Origin of the sequence: Lachnoanaerobaculum sp. OBRC5-5, assembly GCF_000296385.1 — a bacterium.
Classification (GTDB): domain Bacteria; phylum Bacillota; class Clostridia; order Lachnospirales; family Lachnospiraceae; genus Lachnoanaerobaculum.
Map to the genome: position 1 here is coordinate 2,689,692 of NZ_JH815185.1, position 17,890 is coordinate 2,707,581.

General features: G+C 35.3%; 22 protein-coding genes and 1 pseudogene. 21 read left to right on the forward strand and 2 right to left on the reverse strand.

What is annotated here, in order from left to right:
- Positions 1-4: 4 nt before the first annotated feature.
- On the reverse strand, positions 5-1,285 hold the full coding sequence (locus HMPREF1135_RS12420) for an L-cysteine desulfidase family protein (protein ID WP_007595699.1): 1,281 nt from the start codon (positions 1,283-1,285) through the stop codon (positions 5-7).
- Positions 1,286-1,491: 206 nt separating this feature from the next.
- Between HMPREF1135_RS12420 and HMPREF1135_RS12425 the strand changes: the two genes are divergently transcribed.
- From HMPREF1135_RS12425 to HMPREF1135_RS12480, 12 genes are all read left to right on the forward strand, one after another.
- Positions 1,492-2,418 carry a LysR family transcriptional regulator gene (locus tag HMPREF1135_RS12425; RefSeq protein WP_007595701.1) on the forward strand — a complete coding sequence of 309 codons (927 nt, stop codon included), beginning with the start codon at positions 1,492-1,494 and terminating at the stop codon, positions 2,416-2,418.
- Between the two features lie 135 nt (positions 2,419-2,553).
- Positions 2,554-4,521 carry an excinuclease ABC subunit UvrB gene (gene uvrB, locus HMPREF1135_RS12430; protein WP_007595703.1) on the forward strand — a complete coding sequence of 656 codons (1,968 nt, stop codon included), beginning with the start codon at positions 2,554-2,556 and terminating at the stop codon, positions 4,519-4,521.
- Positions 4,522-4,545: 24 nt separating this feature from the next.
- Positions 4,546-5,319, forward strand: a complete 774-nt coding sequence (locus HMPREF1135_RS12435; RefSeq protein WP_007595705.1) for a threonine/serine ThrE exporter family protein — start codon at positions 4,546-4,548, stop codon at positions 5,317-5,319.
- 7 nt (positions 5,320-5,326) lie between these two features.
- Positions 5,327-5,767 carry a threonine/serine exporter family protein gene (locus HMPREF1135_RS12440; protein WP_007595707.1) on the forward strand — a complete coding sequence of 147 codons (441 nt, stop codon included), beginning with the start codon at positions 5,327-5,329 and terminating at the stop codon, positions 5,765-5,767.
- Between the two features lie 111 nt (positions 5,768-5,878).
- The gene (gene xylB / locus HMPREF1135_RS12445; protein ID WP_007595708.1) at positions 5,879-7,345 is read left to right on the forward strand and encodes a xylulokinase; all 1,467 of its coding nucleotides are present in this window, start codon (positions 5,879-5,881) and stop codon (positions 7,343-7,345) included.
- A gap of 12 nt (positions 7,346-7,357) precedes the next feature.
- A complete protein-coding gene (gene bcp / locus HMPREF1135_RS12450; RefSeq protein WP_007595709.1) occupies positions 7,358-7,813 on the forward strand; it encodes a thioredoxin-dependent thiol peroxidase in 456 nt (151 codons plus the stop codon).
- On the forward strand, positions 7,810-8,553 hold the full coding sequence (gene yaaA / locus HMPREF1135_RS12455) for a peroxide stress protein YaaA (RefSeq protein WP_007595710.1): 744 nt from the start codon (positions 7,810-7,812) through the stop codon (positions 8,551-8,553). Before bcp ends, yaaA begins: the two co-directional genes overlap by 4 nt.
- Positions 8,554-8,568: 15 nt before the next feature.
- Positions 8,569-9,111, forward strand: a complete 543-nt coding sequence (locus tag HMPREF1135_RS12460) for a prolyl-tRNA synthetase associated domain-containing protein (protein ID WP_007595711.1) — start codon at positions 8,569-8,571, stop codon at positions 9,109-9,111.
- A 2-nt stretch (positions 9,112-9,113) separates the two neighbouring features.
- Complete coding sequence (locus HMPREF1135_RS12465; protein ID WP_007595712.1) at positions 9,114-10,583, forward strand: Y-family DNA polymerase; 1,470 nt, start codon at positions 9,114-9,116, stop codon at positions 10,581-10,583.
- A 93-nt stretch (positions 10,584-10,676) separates the two neighbouring features.
- Complete coding sequence (locus HMPREF1135_RS12470; protein ID WP_007595719.1) at positions 10,677-11,189, forward strand: hypothetical protein; 513 nt, start codon at positions 10,677-10,679, stop codon at positions 11,187-11,189.
- A 96-nt stretch (positions 11,190-11,285) separates the two neighbouring features.
- Positions 11,286-12,038, forward strand: coding sequence for a hypothetical protein (locus tag HMPREF1135_RS12475; protein WP_007595721.1), 753 nt, complete (start codon positions 11,286-11,288; stop codon positions 12,036-12,038).
- Positions 12,025-12,567, forward strand: a complete 543-nt coding sequence (locus HMPREF1135_RS12480) for a hypothetical protein (RefSeq protein WP_007595724.1) — start codon at positions 12,025-12,027, stop codon at positions 12,565-12,567. The genes HMPREF1135_RS12475 and HMPREF1135_RS12480 overlap by 14 nt, the downstream gene beginning before the upstream one ends.
- Positions 12,568-12,711: 144 nt before the next feature.
- Here HMPREF1135_RS12480 and HMPREF1135_RS12485 read toward each other — a convergent pair whose 3' ends face one another.
- The gene (locus tag HMPREF1135_RS12485) at positions 12,712-13,011 is read right to left on the reverse strand and encodes a transposase (protein WP_007595726.1); all 300 of its coding nucleotides are present in this window, start codon (positions 13,009-13,011) and stop codon (positions 12,712-12,714) included.
- A gap of 161 nt (positions 13,012-13,172) precedes the next feature.
- Here HMPREF1135_RS12485 and HMPREF1135_RS12490 point away from each other — a divergent pair, with 161 nt between their 5' ends.
- From HMPREF1135_RS12490 to HMPREF1135_RS14065, 9 genes and pseudogenes are all read left to right on the forward strand, one after another.
- Positions 13,173-13,919: a hypothetical protein gene (locus tag HMPREF1135_RS12490; protein ID WP_007595728.1), complete on the forward strand. Its 747-nt coding sequence runs from the start codon at positions 13,173-13,175 to the stop codon at positions 13,917-13,919.
- 39 nt (positions 13,920-13,958) lie between these two features.
- Entirely contained in the window at positions 13,959-14,153 is a 195-nt protein-coding gene (locus HMPREF1135_RS12495) for a WXG100 family type VII secretion target (protein ID WP_007595731.1), read from the forward strand.
- 101 nt (positions 14,154-14,254) lie between these two features.
- A complete protein-coding gene (locus tag HMPREF1135_RS12500; protein WP_007595733.1) occupies positions 14,255-15,001 on the forward strand; it encodes a hypothetical protein in 747 nt (248 codons plus the stop codon).
- Between the two features lie 108 nt (positions 15,002-15,109).
- Positions 15,110-15,598 carry a hypothetical protein gene (locus HMPREF1135_RS12505; protein WP_007595735.1) on the forward strand — a complete coding sequence of 163 codons (489 nt, stop codon included), beginning with the start codon at positions 15,110-15,112 and terminating at the stop codon, positions 15,596-15,598.
- A 152-nt stretch (positions 15,599-15,750) separates the two neighbouring features.
- Positions 15,751-16,215 carry a hypothetical protein gene (locus HMPREF1135_RS12510; protein WP_007595736.1) on the forward strand — a complete coding sequence of 155 codons (465 nt, stop codon included), beginning with the start codon at positions 15,751-15,753 and terminating at the stop codon, positions 16,213-16,215.
- Positions 16,216-16,233: 18 nt separating this feature from the next.
- The gene (locus HMPREF1135_RS12515; RefSeq protein ID WP_034243565.1) at positions 16,234-16,983 is read left to right on the forward strand and encodes a hypothetical protein; all 750 of its coding nucleotides are present in this window, start codon (positions 16,234-16,236) and stop codon (positions 16,981-16,983) included.
- 35 nt (positions 16,984-17,018) lie between these two features.
- Complete coding sequence (locus HMPREF1135_RS12520; protein ID WP_242824860.1) at positions 17,019-17,438, forward strand: hypothetical protein; 420 nt, start codon at positions 17,019-17,021, stop codon at positions 17,436-17,438.
- Between the two features lie 18 nt (positions 17,439-17,456).
- A complete protein-coding gene (locus HMPREF1135_RS14075; RefSeq protein ID WP_207635497.1) occupies positions 17,457-17,600 on the forward strand; it encodes a hypothetical protein in 144 nt (47 codons plus the stop codon).
- Between the two features lie 42 nt (positions 17,601-17,642).
- A pseudogene (locus HMPREF1135_RS14065) lies at positions 17,643-17,890 on the forward strand (hypothetical protein); the annotation flags it as partial.

The window sequence follows — 17,890 nt, forward strand, 5'->3', positions numbered from 1 at the left end:
AATTTTAATGGCTTTCCACCATAAGTTTTATAATTTCATTATTTGTTTCACGCATTCCGTCCTTACCTATCTTTGAAATTCCCTTGATAGTTTCCTCAATATTGTTCATTACAATACCGTCACCGCCATGGAAGGCCTGACCGTCTTTATACATGCTCAGTCCCATAATAGCCGCATCTACTGAAGAGGCTATCTTAGCCGCACAGGATGCCTTTGCACCGTCACACATAATACCCGATACTATAGCCAAAGTGTTTACAACGGTATGTTCCACAGCTTCAAGACTGCCTTCCGTAAGATAGGCGATACCCGCGCCTGCACCTGCACCTGCACTTACGGCACCGCAGTAGGCTGACAGTGTACCTATGCCATGTTTTTGATGTATGGAAGTAAGATTTGAAAGTGCCAGTGCACGATATAGCTTTTCCTTTGAAGCCTTTAATTCCTTGGCATATTCGATAACGGGAATCGAACAGGTGATGCCTTGATTACCGCTTCCTGAATTTATAACAACGGGAAGCTCACAGCCGTTCATTCTGGCATCGGAACCTGCGGCGGCTTTAGCCTTTGCTCTTACCTTAATATCATTGCCATAGGTATCAAGCAGCACGGAGCCTATATTTGCACCGTAATTTCCCAAAAGACCTTCCTCAGATATTGAAGTATTATAAAATATCTGTCTGTCCAAGATATCCTTCACATCAGAAACATCCAACGAGTTTATAAAGTCCCATATACCGTCCATAGTCAGCAGATCCTTATCGGCGCTTCCTGATACGGCATTGTTCTCAATCTCGGATTCAAAAATTATCTCATGATTTTTCTCGATAAGCACTATATTTGTATGTTGATTTGTAATACGAATCTTTACATACTCATCATCAGCAAAAAGTGTAATAATAAGATCAAATACATAACCGATATCAAGCGGAATCACATCAATTTTAATATTGTTCATAAAATCGGCAATTTCACATTTCTTTAAATCATCCACATCGGAAATAACTTCAAGTTTTCTGTTTGCATCACCTGCAACTATACCGGCAGCCACCGCAGCAGGTATACCTTTCAGATGCCCCGTATTCGGAACAATCACGCTCTTTACATTTTTTATTATACTTCCGCTGGCTTCAACAAGCACTGCTTTCGGCAATTTGCCGAGTACTTCCCTTGCCTTTGCGGCCGCATAAGCCAGTGCTATGGGTTCCGTACATCCCATAGCCGGTACAAGCTCGTCTTTTAATATTCGGACATAAGTCCTGTACCTGATATCATCCTTTTCCATTAAACTGAATACACCCCCAAACAGCCTGTTTTATCAAATATTATTATGGTAAATATTATATATATATAGTATAGTAGGTCTATGTGTAAATTGTAAATCTTAAAAAATTAAATATATAATTTAAGAAAAATAAAGATAATTAGTTAAATGTATTTAATATGCTGTGGGACTACAAAAACATTTACCAACCATATAAAGGGGAAGTTATGGAAAATTTTTTAGATTTAAAGAAGTTGAATACCTTCGTGAAAATAGCGGAATCGGGGAGCTTTTACAAAGCCTCAATGATGCTTGGGTATTCACCGGCGGCGGTATCTATACAGATACAACAATTGGAGTTTGACCTTGGGATGAGACTTTTTGACAGACTCGGTAAGCAGGTGCGACTTACAGATCACGGAAAACAGTTTTATCCATATGCCGAAAAGATACTTATGCTCAATGAAGAGGCAAAAGAGTCACTTATCAGAACTGATGATATGCTGACAGGAGAACTTCGAATAGGAACCATAGATTCCATTTGCGACACATTATTTCCACAGGTTTTGGCGGAGTTTTATGAGAAAAATCCGAATGTAACTGTTGAAGTAAAGGTATGTACTCCGTCGGAGCTCTTTGAAGGGATAAAACACAATAATATAGATATAATGCTCCTGCTTGACAAACCGAGCGTTTCAAGGGATTTTGTTGCGGATGTGCAGATAGAGACTGAAGTGGTATTTTGTGCTTCAAGAAATCACCCCTTGGCATACAAAAATGAAATAGAGCTCTCCGAGATTTTGGAATATCCCTGTATACTTACTGAGAAAAATGCAAGCTACAGATATATTCTTGAGAGTAAACTCTCTGAGCTAGGTCTTAGTATAAAGCCAAGCATTGAATCACAGAATACAAATCTGATTATAAAGCTCTTATGCAACAATATGGGTTATTCGGTGTTACCGAGATTTCTGATTGAGCCGAAATTAAGAGATGATACATTGAAGGTATTGCCGATAAAGGATTTCCATATAAAGGCAAACTATCAAGTGTTACATAAAAAAGACAGGTTTATAAACAGACAGATGGAAAGTTTTATAAAGATGTTGGAAAAGCAGGCCGGAATACTGCAGGTAAGCAATCCGCAAGGCTGATTTATCAGGTATTTGTGCTATAGAAGCAGTCTAAAATATTTCGAACAAATGTTCTTTTGAACTGTACATTTATATTATCACATGCTATAATTTTTGTAGGTTGGCAGTTGCCGACAGACAGAAAGGTTAAAAATAATGGAATTTAAATTACATTCAGAGTTTTTGCCTACAGGAGATCAGCCTCAAGCAATAGAGGCACTGGTAAAAGGCTTTAAAGAGGGAAACCAGTTTCAAACCTTGCTCGGTGCGACCGGTTCCGGTAAGACATTTACCATGGCAAATGTTATTCAAAAATTGCAAAAACCTACACTTATAATAGCACATAATAAGACATTGGCAGCCCAGCTCTATGGAGAGTTTAAAGAGTTCTTTCCTGAAAATGCGGTAGAATACTTTGTTTCTTATTATGATTATTATCAGCCTGAGGCATATGTACCTTCCACAGACACATATATTGAAAAAGACTCTGCAATAAATGACGAGATAGATAAACTCAGACACTCCGCCACAGCATCACTTTCAGAAAGAAAAGATGTGATAATAGTGGCTTCAGTGTCATGTATATATGGACTTGGTAGCCCGATAGACTATCAGGAGATGGTAGTATCATTAAGACCGGGAATGGAAAGAGACAGAGATGATGTCATAAGAAAGCTGATAGATATGCAGTATGACAGAAACGATATGGACTTTCATCGTGGTACTTTTCGTGTACGTGGAGATGTGCTTGAAGTATTTCCTGCGGCATCCACATCCACAGCATTAAGATTTGAGTTTTTCGGTGATGAGGTGGACAGAATACTTGAGATAGATACACTTACAGGAAATATCTTAGCCGAACTTTCACATGCGGTCATCTTCCCGGCATCTCACTATGTAGTGGCACCTGAAAAGATGATGATTGCCACACAAAATATTTTGGAAGAGTGTGAAGAGAGAGTAAAGTTCTTCAAATCGGAGGATAAGCTTATAGAAGCTCAAAGAATAGATGAACGAACTCATTTTGATGTGGAGATGATGAGAGAGACCGGATTTTGCTCAGGGATAGAAAACTACTCAAGACATCTTACAGGTTCGGCACCGGGAGAACCTCCCTATACATTGATAGATTATTTTAAAGATGAATTTCTTATAATCGTAGACGAGTCCCATATTACCATTCCACAGGTTAGAGGAATGTATGCAGGTGACAGATCAAGAAAGACCACTTTGGTAAACTACGGTTTCAGACTGCCGTCGGCACTTGATAACAGACCTTTGGAATTTTCGGAGTTTGAATCAAAGATAGATCAAATGCTTTTTGTATCCGCTACACCAAGTGTATATGAAAAAGAGCATGAAATGTTTAGAACGGAGCAGATCATAAGACCTACAGGACTTTTGGATCCGCCTATAAGTGTAAGACCTGTAGAAGGTCAGATAGATGATTTGATTTCCGAAGTAAACAAAGAAATAGAAAAAAAGAACAAGATACTTATCACCACTCTCACAAAGAGAATGGCGGAGGATCTTACCGAATATATGAAGGAAGTCGGTATCAGAGTAAGATACCTGCATTCGGATATTGATACATTAGAGAGAGCGGAGATTATCAGGGACATGAGACTTGATAAATTTGACGTACTTGTAGGTATCAATCTTTTGCGTGAGGGACTTGATATACCGGAGATTACGCTGGTGGCGATACTTGATGCGGATAAGGAAGGTTTCCTTAGAAGTGAGACCTCACTTATTCAGACCATAGGAAGAGCCGCAAGAAATGCGGACGGACATGTAATAATGTATGCCGACAATATGACGGATTCCATGAAGGCGGCAATAGATGAGACCTACAGAAGAAGAGGCATACAGGAAGCCTACAATAAAGAGCATGGTATCACACCTACCACAATAAAGAAGGCGGTAAGAGATCTGATAGCGATATCAAAGGCTGCCGAGAGTGTATCAACTATTGATAAAGATGTGGAATCCATGGATAAAGCGGAGATAAACAAGCTTATAAAAGAGCTTGAAAAGAAAATGTTTAGAGCCGCTGCGGAGTTGGATTTTGAAAATGCGGCACTTTTGCGAGATAAGATAAGTGAGCTCAGAGCAAGCTTATAAAAATAATAAATTGGAGAAGAGGAAGTGGCAGACGGAAAAAATGTGTCAAAAAGCCTGGAAAGAGTGGTGGCGGAGACAGCCATGCTTGCAGGTGAGACTATGCTCATAGCCGGAGCGGAGATCAGCAGAGTGGAAGATACGATGAACAGGATACTAGACTATTCAAAATGTGAATCCCATACTGCATTTGTTCTGGCAACAGGTATTACCTTGACTTTGGACAGTGATGAAGGACTTATTACCATGTCAAAAAGAGTACCTGAAAGAACTACAAATATCAACAGAATATATCTGATAAACAATGTATCAAGAGCCTTGAGTGCAGGGAAAATGGATATATATGAGGCGTATTCCGAAATAAAAAAGATAAAGGATGTAAGACAGTTTACAGGTATTTTATACGGACTTTCCTTTGTAGGAGTGGCACTTTTTTTCACCATGATGCTTGGAGGAGATTTTACCGACTGCATGGTGGCCGGAGTTGCGGGACTTGCAATGGCAATTACGCAGTGGGCGCTGGTTCCTTTCGGATTTAACTCATTTTTCCTGAATATGATTTCCACACTGTCCATGGCTTTGACAGCGGTGGGATTTCAAAGATTTGTATTTGCAAATATGAATATCGATCTTGTCATAATAGGCGGAATAATGCCGATAGTACCCGGAGTTATTTTTACCACGGCGATGAGAGATACTCTAAACGGTGATTACACCGCAGGTGTCAGTAGAATGCTTGAGACAGGTGTTGTGGCCTTTGCTGTTGCCGTAGGCGTGGCACTGGCATATGTGATTTTGTGAGGCGGATATGTTGTTTAAGATAATTGGTGCATTTATTGCAGTGGTGGCTTTTTGTATTATGATAGAGCTGCCGAAAAAATACATGGTACAGGCAGGAATGACCGGAATGGTTGGCTGGGCTGTATATCTTTTGATGGATATGGTTGCGCACAGAGTGGAAATAGCGGCACTCGTTTCAGCACTTTGTATTGCAACAATGTCACATATACTTGCCAGAGTTTTAAAAGCACCGGTAAGTAATTTCCTTATACCGGGAATACTGCCGATAGTGCCCGGAGGCTCAATATACAGATGTGCTTATGCCTTTATAAGGGAGTCGTCATATCTGAGTACCTATATGAACGAAGCATTGAAAATTGCGGGATCCATAGCCCTTGCCATATTCTTTGTGGATTCGGTATTTAAGTTGCATTTACCGAAAAGATTTAAAAAATCAAAACAGACATAAAACCGGATAGCAACTTTATCAGTAAAAAGAGCAAGAATACAATTGACAAGGTAAGAGTAGAATCTTAATGTAATAGATAGTAGAATAAACTTTTAATTTATGGAGACGTGTATGTATTATATTGGTGTTGATTTGGGCACTTCGGCCCTAAAGCTTGTGATGATGAACAGTAAAGGTGAACTTGTAAAGTCTGTATCAAAGGAGTATCCGATATACTTTCCTCATTCCGGATGGAGTGAGCAAAAGCCCGAAGACTGGTTTATAGCGGTAAAAGAAGGATTAAAGGAAATTTGTGAAGGTGCAAAAGAGAAGATAGCAGGTATCAGTTTCGGAGGACAGATGCATGGACTTGTTATTCTTGATAAGGATGACAATGTGCTAAGGCCTGCAATACTCTGGAATGACGGCAGAAGTACTGAGGAAACAGACTATTTAAACAATGTTATCGGAAAGGAAAAACTTTCTAAACTTACGGCAAATATTGCATTTGCAGGATTTACCGCACCTAAGATACTTTGGGTAAAGAATAATGAACCTGAGATTTTTGCAAAAATTTCAAAAATAATGCTTCCGAAGGATTATATCAGCTATATGCTTAGCGGAAGCTTTGCTACAGATTATTCGGATGCTTCCGGTATGTTGCTTTTGGATGTGAAAAACAAAAAATGGTCATCCGAAATGATAGAAATATGCAGTATTTCAGAAAATATGCTTCCAAAACTTTTCGAGAGCTTTGAGGTGGTAGGAAATATAAAACCTGAACTTGCAAAAGAGCTTGGACTGAATGAAGATATAAAAATAATCGCAGGAGCCGGAGATAATGCGGCTGCAGCCATAGGAACAGGCACTGTGGGAGAAGGAGCCTGCAATATTTCTTTGGGAACTTCAGGAACCATATTTATATCCAGTCAAAACTTCGGAGTTGATAAGTATAATGCGCTTCATTCATTTGATCATTCGGATGGAAAATACCACCTTATGGGATGTATGCTCAGTGCGGCTTCATGTAATAAATGGTGGATGGAAGATATTTTAAAGACAAAGGATTTTTCAAAAGAACAGGAAAATATAGATAATCTTGGAGAAAATAAGGTGTTCTTTTTACCATATCTTATGGGAGAGCGCTCACCTCACAATGATCCGGCTGCAAGAGGTACATTTATCGGAATGAGTATGGATACAAAAAGAGAAGATATGACACTTGCAATACTGGAGGGTGTTACTTTCGGTCTCAGAGATTCTTTGGAAGTGGCAAGAAGCCTAGGCATAGAGATAAAGAAGACCATGATATGCGGCGGAGGCGCAAAGAGTGCACTTTGGAAAAAACTTGTGGCAAATATCATGAATGTAGAAGTGGAAGTACCTGTCAGCGAAGAAGGTCCGGGATTTGGAGCCGCCATACTTGCGGCGGTAGGCTGCAAAGAATACGAAAGTGTTGAAGCGGCTACAAAGTCCATAATAAAAATAAAAGAAAGAATACAACCGGAACCGGAACTTGTGGCAAAATATGAGGAAAGATACCAAAAGTTTAGAAAGATATATCCGGCACTTAAGGGTATATTTAAAGAGATTTTATAAGGAAGGAAATTTATGTTACAGATAGGAACAAAAGCACCGGAGTTTTCACTTCCGGATGAGAACGGAACAGTCAGAAACCTTTCAGATTATGAAGGTAAGAAACTTATATTATACTTTTATCCAAAGGATAATACTCCGGGTTGCAGTGCGCAGGCTTGCGGCTTCGGAGAGTTGTATCCGCAGTTTACGGAAAAAGGAGTAGAGGTTGTAGGCATCAGTAAAGACAGTGTTGCATCACATAAGAAGTTTAAAGATAAATATTCACTGCCGTTTACACTGCTTTCAAATCCTGAGCTTGACGTGATACAGGCGTATGATGTATGGCATGAGAAAAAACTCTATGGAAAAGTGTCTATGGGAGTGGTAAGAACCACATATCTTATAGATGAAAAGGGAGTTATCATAGAGGCTATGGATAAGGTAAAAGCTGCCAAGAATCCGGCTGAGATGTTGGAGATTTTGGAATGAAAATAGTAGTATCACCTGCCAAGACAATGATAGAAAATACAGACTGTTATATCGGAAGCAGTGTACCTACATATATTGATAAGAGCAAGATCCTTTTAGAAGAGATAAGACAAAGATCTTACGAAGAGCTGAAAGAGATCTGGAAATGCAATGAAAAGATTGCAAATGAAAATTTTGACAGATTTAAAAACATGAATTTGCAGGGGAGTCTTACCCCTGCAATATTTTCTTATCAAGGTATACAGTATCAGTATATGGCGGTAAATGTAATGGAAGCCTCTGCAATAGAGTATATAAAAGAGAATTTATATATACTTTCGGGATTTTTCGGAATACTTAGAGCATTTGACGGAGTAAGTCCGTACAGACTTGAGATGCAGGCGAAGATGGAGATAGGAGAGCACAAAAATCTGTATGAATTTTGGGGAGATAAAATATATAAAAAGATTTTTGAAACGGGAGAAGTAGTGATAAATCTTGCCTCAAAAGAATATTCAAAAACTATAGAAAGCTATCTTTCAAAAGAAAATAAATTCATTACATGTGTGTTTGCCGAGAAAAAAGACGGTAAGGTAGTACAAAAAGCCACCATGGCAAAGATGGCAAGAGGTGAGATGGTAAACTTCATTGCATCCGGAAATATCCAAAATGAAGAGAAAATAAAAAAGTTTGACAGACTCGGATTCAAATTTGATAAAGAGCTTTCAAATGAGAAAAAATATGTGTTTATATTAGAGTAATTTCGGAAGGTTATTATGTATATTTCAAAACCCTATAAGGGAAGACCTGTTGATATTGAAAAAAGACAGGACAAAGAAAAAAGATGTTATGATTTTTTGGACGGCTTGGGAGTGGAATACGAGGTGGTTGACCATGATGAAGCTTCAGATATGGAAAAATGCAAGGAGATAGAGGGTGCACTGGGAGTTAAAATCTGCAAGAATATAGTTCTTTGCAACAGACAGGAGACAAGATTTTTCCTGTTTATGATGCCCGGAGATAAGAAATATGTTACAAAAGATATCTCAAAGAAACTGGATATGTCCAGACTCTCCTTTGCAAAAGAAAACTATTTGAAGGAATTTTTGGATGTAACACCGGGATCTGTAAGTGTACTGGGACTTTTAAATGATAAAGACAACAGAGTGGAACTTGTAATAGACAAAGATGTAATACAGGCTGATTTTATCAGATGTCATCCCTGTGAGAATACCTCAACACTGAAGATAAGCACTGATGATTTTTTAAATAAGATAATACCTGCATTGGGAAAAGAAGCTAAAATAATAGATAATTGAAAATGAATAATAAAAAAAGGATATTTGCGGCAATAGACTTAAAATCCTTCTATGCCTCGGTAGAGTGTAGAGAAAGAAAATTGGATCCCTTGGATATAAATCTGGTGGTAGCTGATGAGAGCAGAACTTCAAAGACTATCTGTCTTGCGGTAAGTCCTGCACTTAAGACCTTTGGAATACCCGGAAGGCCGAGACTTTTTGAAGTAATAAAAAGACTGCAGGAAGTAAATAACAGAAGAGAAAAACTTGTAGGAAAGTCTGAAGGAAAGTCATATTCTCTTGAAGAACTCAAAAAAAATGTAAAGCTGGAAGTTGATTTGGTGGTGGCTGTACCGAGAATGAAAAAATATATGGAGTACAGCGCAAGAATAATCAGTGTATATCTAAAGTATGTCTCACCTGAGGACATCTATGTATATTCGGTGGATGAGGTCTTTATAGATATTACGGGATATGCAGGTGATGATGCAACAGGTTTTGTTGAAAAAATGGTAAAAGATGTCCTTGATACCACAGGAATAACGGCAAGTGCCGGTATAGGTGAAAATATGTACCTGGCAAAAATAGCTATGGATATCATGGCAAAAAGAGCCGAGCCTAATGAGCATGGAGCAAGAATAGGAGAGCTGAGCGTCAAATCCTACAGAGAAAAGCTTTGGAGTCATACACCTATTACCGATTTTTGGAGAATAGGAAGAGGTTACAGCAAGAACCTTGCAAAGTACGGAATGTATACAATGGGAGATATTGCAAGGGAGAGCTTAAAAAAGAATCGTGCCAATGAGGGAATGAATCTTTTATATAAGCTGTTTGGGAAAAATGCAAGCTTTTTGATAGAACATGCCTGGGGAATTGACAATACGGACATCAAAGATATAAAAGCATATACTCCGGAGAAAAAAAGTATAAGCGAAGGTCAGGTATTGCTTAGGGCGTACAGCTATGAAGAGGTAAGAACAATTGTTATAGAGATGGCTGAAAGACTGTCATTTTCATTGCTGGAAAAAGATACCGCCACAAGGCAGATAACTTTAAGTATAGGATACGATATAGACAGCTTGGCAGATCCCAAAACAGCAAAAAGATACACCGGGAATATTACAAAAGACTTTTACGGAAGGAGCGTACCTGAAGGTGCGCATGGCTCGATAAATCTTTTATCATATACCAATTCCACAAAAGAAATCTGCAAGAAAAGTGAGGAGCTCTTTGAGAAACTTGCAAATCCCATATTGCTGTTTAGAAGGATAACCATAGTTGCAAGTGAGATAAGTCATAAAAACAGCGCAGGCTGTACGGGAAATCTCTTGGAAGCAAACAGCATTTCTAAAGAAAAAGAAAGCAGCAGAATGAAAGCCGTACTTAAAGTAAAAAGAAAGTTCGGAAACAATGCCATATTTAAAGGGCTTAATCTCAAAGAAGAGGGAACTGCACTTGACAGAAACAGACAAATAGGCGGACATAGGGAATAAAGTAGAAATACATTGAAAAATATCGAAAATGATATATACTATAGATAACAGTTTATTACTTCAGTTCGTAAAAATCAAATAAGGAGACATCTTATGAGAAAATTTAAGACGATTTTTGTGACAATGCTACTTGCGGTATTTCTGCTTAGCGGATGTTTTAGTTCAGACAAAGCCGAAAATATCGAGCCGGATGCTCTGACAAAAACATCATGGATTTCATATGATGACGGATCATATTGGGTGTTCAATGAGTACCACAGCTTTTTCTGGTATCAGGAGAAGGGGATTACCGATGACAATTATTATGGCGGAACATATGAATTGTACAGAGGTGAGAAGGCAATGGATTTTATAGAAAAGAAACTTTCCTCCTATGGTGTGACCAAGGCCGAGCTGATGGAAGTTATAAACAGATCGGACGAATATACAGTAGAAGATTTTATATGTATTTATACAAAGAATACGACATTTATGTTAGAGGGTAAGGAACAGATATCTAAGCCGAATACGATACCCTACATGGGATTTTTTTTGGAAGATGAAACGATACTGGATATTGCAAATATGAAGACCGGATCTTACTACGGATTTATTAAAGAAGAATAGAAAATTTATACAGCCCACGCATTTATGTTACTGATAATTTAAAGTATTACTTTGTCAGGATATAATTGCGTGGACTTTTTTGATTGGAGAGATAGGATGGAAAAGAGAAAAATAAGCCAAAATAAAGAAGCAATAAGAGGTATTCTGATAATAATAGCATTCATAGTGGGACTGGTATTCCTTAGAGATATACTGGTAAAAAGGGGAGTGAGGATTTTGATGCTTACAAGGCAAGATTATATAAATGCAGCAGAGTATTATATGCAGAAAAAATATGGAGAGAAGTTTGAAGGAGAATATGTATATGAATATAGTGTGTATGTACACCCAAAGTCAAAACCGGAGTGGCATGTGGTAGTGGATTTTGAGAGTGAGGGAGGGTTGACATCTTTTCATGATAATTATGTAGGATACCTAAAGAAAGAAGAACTTGAGAAGTATATATATGAGCTGGCAAAGCCAATATATGGGGAGTGTAAGGTATTTATAGAGCCACATGGTTTTGGATTATATGATAATTGGAACAAAGATACAGATATGAGAATATATGCGAGTAAGGGAGATTATACTACAAATATATTTACAAATAATAACATAAAAGATATGGATACAAAATTTAAAAGCATATGTCAAATTTTTATTGATAATAAACTTGAAAGCAATGCAATACTGGTAACATATATTACGGATGCTGATTTAAGTAATTTTCAGGAGAAATATATAGACATGGTAAATAATAGACGAAGTTTTTTCTATAGGGTGGATGCAGTATATGATAATGTTGAAAAAAGATTTATAGATATAGATATAGATATATTGAAAGGAAATGAAGATTATGCCAAGCAATAATAGACTGACAGAAGATGAATTACAGGAAAAAGCATTATATGATATCCTACAATATAAGAAGATAATTTGTATAACCATAATTATTATTATCGTATTTGCATTATATACTGTAAATAAAATAGCTTTTTTCCATGACCCGGAGTTTGAAAGATTTGTTAGAGAAACGAAAGTCAATAGTACAATGTTTGCAATAGATAAATATAAGAGATATAAACCTATAAATGGTGTTATATGGAAGAATGACTTGAAAGACATAGAAGATATATATTTAGATTTTATGGGATATAAAATACGGGATATAAGAGACTTGGTATATTTTAAGAACGCTAAATCAATATGGTTGGTATATTCAAGTGCATATGACGGAGATAAGAGTATATATGATGACGAGCATGTACTTGATAATTTATACAAGATAAAAGATTTAAAATACTTGGATGACTTGCAATTATATCACTTAAAGTTGGATGATGAAGCTATAGAAAATATAAAGAAAATATTTCCTAATGCGAGGGTAGTTATAGAGTAAATATGTACAGATTTACATTTATATCATTTGAAGATAAATGAAGACATTGAAGCTATGTTTCGTGAAGCAGAAGTTTCTATCGAGTAGAGGTTAAAAAATCAAATATCACTACCTATGCAGAAAATTCTGCATAGATAGTAAGAGTTAACTTTTCTCCAGAATGTTTATTGCTTTTTTTAGTACATCAAGAGCATCCTGAGCATCACGAAGCTCACGTTTAAGGCGAGCTATTTCTTTTGCATCATCAGATTGATAGTTACCTGAGCCACGAACGGGAATGTCACCATCGTTATTACGAAATTGACTTTCCCATTTGGCAAGTGTACTAACACCAATACCAAGATTCTTGGCACATTCAACTTGAGTAAGATCCGGATGTTCATTTCGATAGTTGATAGCATCCAGCTTAAATTGCTCTGAGTGATGGTTTCTTTTACTTGACATAATGAGTTCCTCCTAAGGTTTATTATATAACAAATAAGGAAATATCTCATTTTGTTTTGTACTAAATATATTCTAGCACCAAAAAAGTGTAGAAATAATACTATTACAATTTGATATATAAACAAGATAAAAAATGTTTTGGTTGAAGGGATTATGCATTTATGAAGAAAAAAGTAAAAAATAACATAAGAAGTATATTATTAAAAATATTGATAATAATTGCATCAATATCAGCAATAATATTTATAAGGGATGTATTGGTTAAAAGAGGAGTGAGTATAGTGATGTTTACAAGAAAAGATTATATGAATGCGGCAGAGTATTATATGCAGCAAAAATATGGAGAGAAGTTTGAAAGTGAGTATATATATGATGGTAGTGTGTACGTTCACCCCAAGTCAAATCCGTACCGGCATGTAGTAGTAGATGTTGAAAATAAAGACGGAATGACTTATTTCCATGATAATTATGTGGGATATCTTAAGAAAGCGGAACTTGAAAAGTATATATATGAGTTGGCAAAGCCGATATATGGGGAGTGCAAAGTATATATACATCCATATGGTTTTTCATTGGATGACAGCTTTAACAAAGATACGGACTTAATGACATACGTAAGTAATGGAAATTATGCATTAGATATATTTACGTATGAAAATGCAGAAAATATGGAAACTGAATTAAATAAGACATGCAGTATTTTTATTGAAAATAAATTAGAATGCAATGTTATAAATGTTACATATATTACTCAAGAAAACTTCAGCAGTCTAGAGGAAATTAATATTGACAACATATATAATTCAAAGGATTACTATTATTCATTAGATAGTATATATGATAAAAAGAATGATACCGGATTTTCAGATATAGATGTATTGAAAGGAAGAGATGGTTATGGAAAATAATAATATTGAAACTGAAGATGAACTACAGGAAAAAGCACTATGAGAAATCTGATAAACATATTACAGGGTGAATGGGAAGGTGCGGCAAGTGAGAGCTTCGTAGCACAGTTTGAGTCATTACAGCCTTTATTCAATCAAATATATCAGTTAATACCGGACATAGCAAAGCAGTGTGATGACGTGGGAGATGCAACTCAGGTACTTGATGAAGAGATTGCAAGTAAGCTTAAGTAGGAGTTAGTTTTGTAGCCCATGTATTTATGTTATCTATAAGTTAGTATTTAGTTTATTAAGATATATAAATACATGGATATTTTTGAATTTGAAGGTATAAAATGAAAAATAGAAAACTGAGTAATAATGAACATGGAATAATAGGTATTATTGCAGTGATAGCTTTTGTGGTTGGACTGGTATTCATTAGGGATATACTGGTAAAAAGGGGAGTGAGCATTACTATGTTAACAGAGTTAGATTATATAAATGCAGCAGAATATTACATGCAGAAAAAATATGGAGAGGAATTTGAAGGAGAATATGTATATGAAGGTAGCGTATATGTACACCCAAAGTCAAAATCGGAGTGGCATGTGGTAGTGGATTTTGAGAGTGAGGGAGGGTTGACATCTTTCCATGATAATTATGTAGGATACCTGAAGAAAGAGGAACTTGAGAAGTATATATCTGAGCTGGCAAAGCCGATATATGGGGAGTGTAAGGTGTATACACAGCCATATGATTTTTCTCTTGATGATAGCTTCAATAGAGATACAGATATAATGACATATGTAAATAGAGGAAACTATATTACATGTATATTTACATATAAAAAGGCTAAAAATATAGAAAAAGACTTTAGAAAAGTATGTGATATTTTTTTAGATAAAAATTTACAAACAAATAGATTACTGGTTACATATTTTACAAAGGAAGACTTTGATAAATTTGAAGAGTACAGAATGGATTACATATTTAACCAACAAAAATATTATTATAGAATTTCAAGTTTTTATAGTAAAGTAGACAAAGTGGGATTTGATGAAATAAAGATATTAGAAGGGGATGAAAAATATGGCAAGTGAAAAACCTACAGAGAAAGATTTGCAGGAAAAAACAAATGCCGGAAAAGAGTAAGTATATTAGAGACAGGATTAAAAGAACAGTGGATATTGCATCGGAGGGGTGAATTTATGCTAAGGAAATATAAGAAGATAATTTGTGCAACAGTAATTATTATTATCGTATTTGCATTATATACTGTAAATAAAATAGCTTTTTTTCATGATCCTGAGTTTGAAAGATTGGTAAGAGAAACTAAAACTGATTATGAGATGGTAACTATAGACGAATACAGAAGAATCAATCCCATTAAGGGTATAATTTGGAAAGACAATCTTAAGGATGTAGATAATATATATATAGACTTTAGAAAATATAAAATAAGAGATATAAGTGACCTGGTATATTTTAAGAACGCTAAATTAATATCGTTGGTATATTCAAGTGCATATTATGGAGATAAAAGCATATATGAGGATGAGAATGTACTTGATAATTTATACAAGATAAAGGATTTAAAATATCTGGATGATTTGCAATTATATCACTTAAAGTTGGATGATGAAGCTATAGAAAATATAAAGAAAATGTTTCCTAATGCGAGGGTAGTTATAGAGTAAATATGTACGGATGTTTGTATATATGTGAATACAGAATTTATCCAAGTTACAAAGTAGATACCGGGGAAATGAAATGACAAAAGAGTGTATTGAGAATTTTAATACAAATTTTTCTAAAGGTAAGTTTGAAATATTTGCCGGAGGTATGGGATATGATGAAAAAGAGAAGAATACAAATTGCTATTGTTGTGATGTCGGTAATTTGTATATATATTATGGACCAAATAGTCTTTTTTAAAGATAGAGAGTTTGAAAGGGCGGTAAGAGATACTTTAATATCATCTAAAGTGTCAATGGTAGATAGAAGAGAAAAGGCATTAGATGGAATAATTTGGAAAAGAGATCTTGAGAGGGTTCAGTCGGTATCAATAAACTTTAGAGAATATAAAGTAAAAAATATTGAAGATATAAAGTATTTTAAGAACACTAAAACTGTATGGTTTAGCTACATAAGTGCGTATGATGGAGATAATAGTATTTATGAGGAGGAGAATGTGCTTGATAATATATATTTAATAAAAAAATTTAAATATTTAGAGGATTTACATTTATATCATTTGAAGATAAATGAAGACATTGAGGCTATGTTTCCTGATACAAAAGTTTTTATCGAATAGAGGTTAAAAAATCAAATGTTGAAAAAGAGAAGACTAAGCCAAAACGAAGAGGCAATAAGGGGTATTTTACTGATAATAGTTTTTATAGTTGGACTTGTATTCCTTAGAGATATGCTGGTAAAAAGGGGAGTAAGGATTTTGATGTTGACAAGGCAAGATTATATGAATGCAGTAGAATATTATATGCAGAAAAAATACGGAGAAAAGTTTGAAGGTGAGTATATAGTTGAGAACAATATATACGTTCATCCAAAGGAAAATCCTCAGTGGCATGCAGTAGTAGAAGTTTATAGTGAAAATGGATTAACTTATTTTAGCGATAATTATGTAGGATACCTAAAGAAAGAGGAACTTGAGAAGTATATATATGAGCTTGTAAAACCTATATATGGAGAGTGTAAGGTGTATACTCATCCGTATGGTTTTTCACTGGATGACAGCTTTAATAGAGATACAGACTTGATGACATATGTAAGTAATAGTGACTATACTACATGTATATTCACAGATAAAAATGTTGAAAACAGAGAAGGAGATTTTGAAAAGTTATGTAATATATTTGTAGATAAAGACTTGCAGACTAACAGATTACTGGTCACATATATTACAAAAGAAGATTTTGATAAATTTGAAGAAAAATTGATATCCTATACATTTAATGAGCTAAAGTTTTACTATAGGATTTCCAGCTTTTATGATAAGGCATATAAGACAGGTTTTGATGATGATATAGATATATTGGAAGGAGACAAGGACTATGGTAAGTGAAAGACCTACAGATAAAGACTTACAAGAAAAAAGCATTGTACGATATTATACAGTATTTACCATTGGACAAGTTAGGTATAAAAGATAAATATAATATAATTGATATAGTTAATCAAACTGTAATGAAGGAAAAGAAAAGGGATAAAATAAAAGATAGTCTAAAAAAAGAAGAAAAGGAAAAGATAGAAGCTGCTCAAAAAGCTATAGCAAAAAATCTCCAGGCAATAGAGGCAATCCTAAAAGAAAGACCTGAACTTGGTGAAGCCAGGATATCAAATATGAGCTGGAAGGATAATGATGGTGCCGGTAATAATGACCATGATCCTGAAGGAATGCAAGCTTGGACAAAGATAAAAGCAGATACAGATATCCTAAGGAAGGAGCATCTTGTACTAAGGGAATTTTCAGCTTTCTTTTTAAACGCATTAAGAGTAAATATAACAAAAAATACATAAGAAAATTTAATTAGAGTAATGGAAGACATAGCAAGGCAGTGTGATAACATGGGGGATGCAACTCAGGCACTTTATGAAGAGATTGCAAATAAGTTTAATATAGAAGTTAGTTTTGTAGCCCATGTATTTATGTTATCTATAAGTTATTATTTAGTTTATTAAGATAAATGAATATATGTGTATTTTTAAATTTAAGGGATTAGAATGAAAAAAAGAAGAATAAGCCAGAATGAAGAAGCAATAAGAGGTATTCTTATAATAATAGTATTTATAGTGGGACTGGTATTCCTTAGAGATATGCTGGTAAAAAGAGGGGTAAGTATTTTTATGCTGACAAGAAAAGATTACATGAATGCAGCAGAGTATTATATGCAGCAAAAATATGGAGAGAAGTTTGAAAGTGAGTATATATATGATGGTAGTGTGTACGTTCACCCCAAGTCAAATCCGTA

Excerpts from the sequence above, each read along its gene's own strand:
- HMPREF1135_RS12495 (WP_007595731.1), top strand. The coding sequence starts at position 13,959 with ATGAGAAATCTGATAAACATATTACAGGGTGAATGGGAAGGTGCGGCA.
- HMPREF1135_RS12440 (WP_007595707.1), top strand. The coding sequence starts at position 5,327 with ATGTTGTTTAAGATAATTGGTGCATTTATTGCAGTGGTGGCTTTTTGT.
- yaaA (WP_007595710.1), top strand. The coding sequence starts at position 7,810 with ATGAAAATAGTAGTATCACCTGCCAAGACAATGATAGAAAATACAGAC.
- HMPREF1135_RS12480 (WP_007595724.1), top strand. The coding sequence starts at position 12,025 with ATGCCAAGCAATAATAGACTGACAGAAGATGAATTACAGGAAAAAGCA.
- HMPREF1135_RS12420 (WP_007595699.1), bottom strand. The coding sequence starts at position 1,285 with ATGGAAAAGGATGATATCAGGTACAGGACTTATGTCCGAATATTAAAA.
- HMPREF1135_RS12500 (WP_007595733.1), top strand. The coding sequence starts at position 14,255 with ATGAAAAATAGAAAACTGAGTAATAATGAACATGGAATAATAGGTATT.
- HMPREF1135_RS12465 (WP_007595712.1), top strand. The coding sequence starts at position 9,114 with ATGAATAATAAAAAAAGGATATTTGCGGCAATAGACTTAAAATCCTTC.
- uvrB (WP_007595703.1), top strand. The coding sequence starts at position 2,554 with ATGGAATTTAAATTACATTCAGAGTTTTTGCCTACAGGAGATCAGCCT.
- HMPREF1135_RS12485 (WP_007595726.1), bottom strand. The coding sequence starts at position 13,011 with ATGTCAAGTAAAAGAAACCATCACTCAGAGCAATTTAAGCTGGATGCT.
- HMPREF1135_RS12505 (WP_007595735.1), top strand. The coding sequence starts at position 15,110 with ATGCTAAGGAAATATAAGAAGATAATTTGTGCAACAGTAATTATTATT.
- bcp (WP_007595709.1), top strand. The coding sequence starts at position 7,358 with ATGTTACAGATAGGAACAAAAGCACCGGAGTTTTCACTTCCGGATGAG.
- xylB (WP_007595708.1), top strand. The coding sequence starts at position 5,879 with ATGTATTATATTGGTGTTGATTTGGGCACTTCGGCCCTAAAGCTTGTG.
- HMPREF1135_RS12490 (WP_007595728.1), top strand. The coding sequence starts at position 13,173 with ATGAAGAAAAAAGTAAAAAATAACATAAGAAGTATATTATTAAAAATA.
- HMPREF1135_RS12510 (WP_007595736.1), top strand. The coding sequence starts at position 15,751 with ATGATGAAAAAGAGAAGAATACAAATTGCTATTGTTGTGATGTCGGTA.
- HMPREF1135_RS12475 (WP_007595721.1), top strand. The coding sequence starts at position 11,286 with ATGGAAAAGAGAAAAATAAGCCAAAATAAAGAAGCAATAAGAGGTATT.
- HMPREF1135_RS14075 (WP_207635497.1), top strand. The coding sequence starts at position 17,457 with ATGGAAGACATAGCAAGGCAGTGTGATAACATGGGGGATGCAACTCAG.
- HMPREF1135_RS12460 (WP_007595711.1), top strand. The coding sequence starts at position 8,569 with ATGTATATTTCAAAACCCTATAAGGGAAGACCTGTTGATATTGAAAAA.
- HMPREF1135_RS12425 (WP_007595701.1), top strand. The coding sequence starts at position 1,492 with ATGGAAAATTTTTTAGATTTAAAGAAGTTGAATACCTTCGTGAAAATA.
- HMPREF1135_RS12470 (WP_007595719.1), top strand. The coding sequence starts at position 10,677 with ATGAGAAAATTTAAGACGATTTTTGTGACAATGCTACTTGCGGTATTT.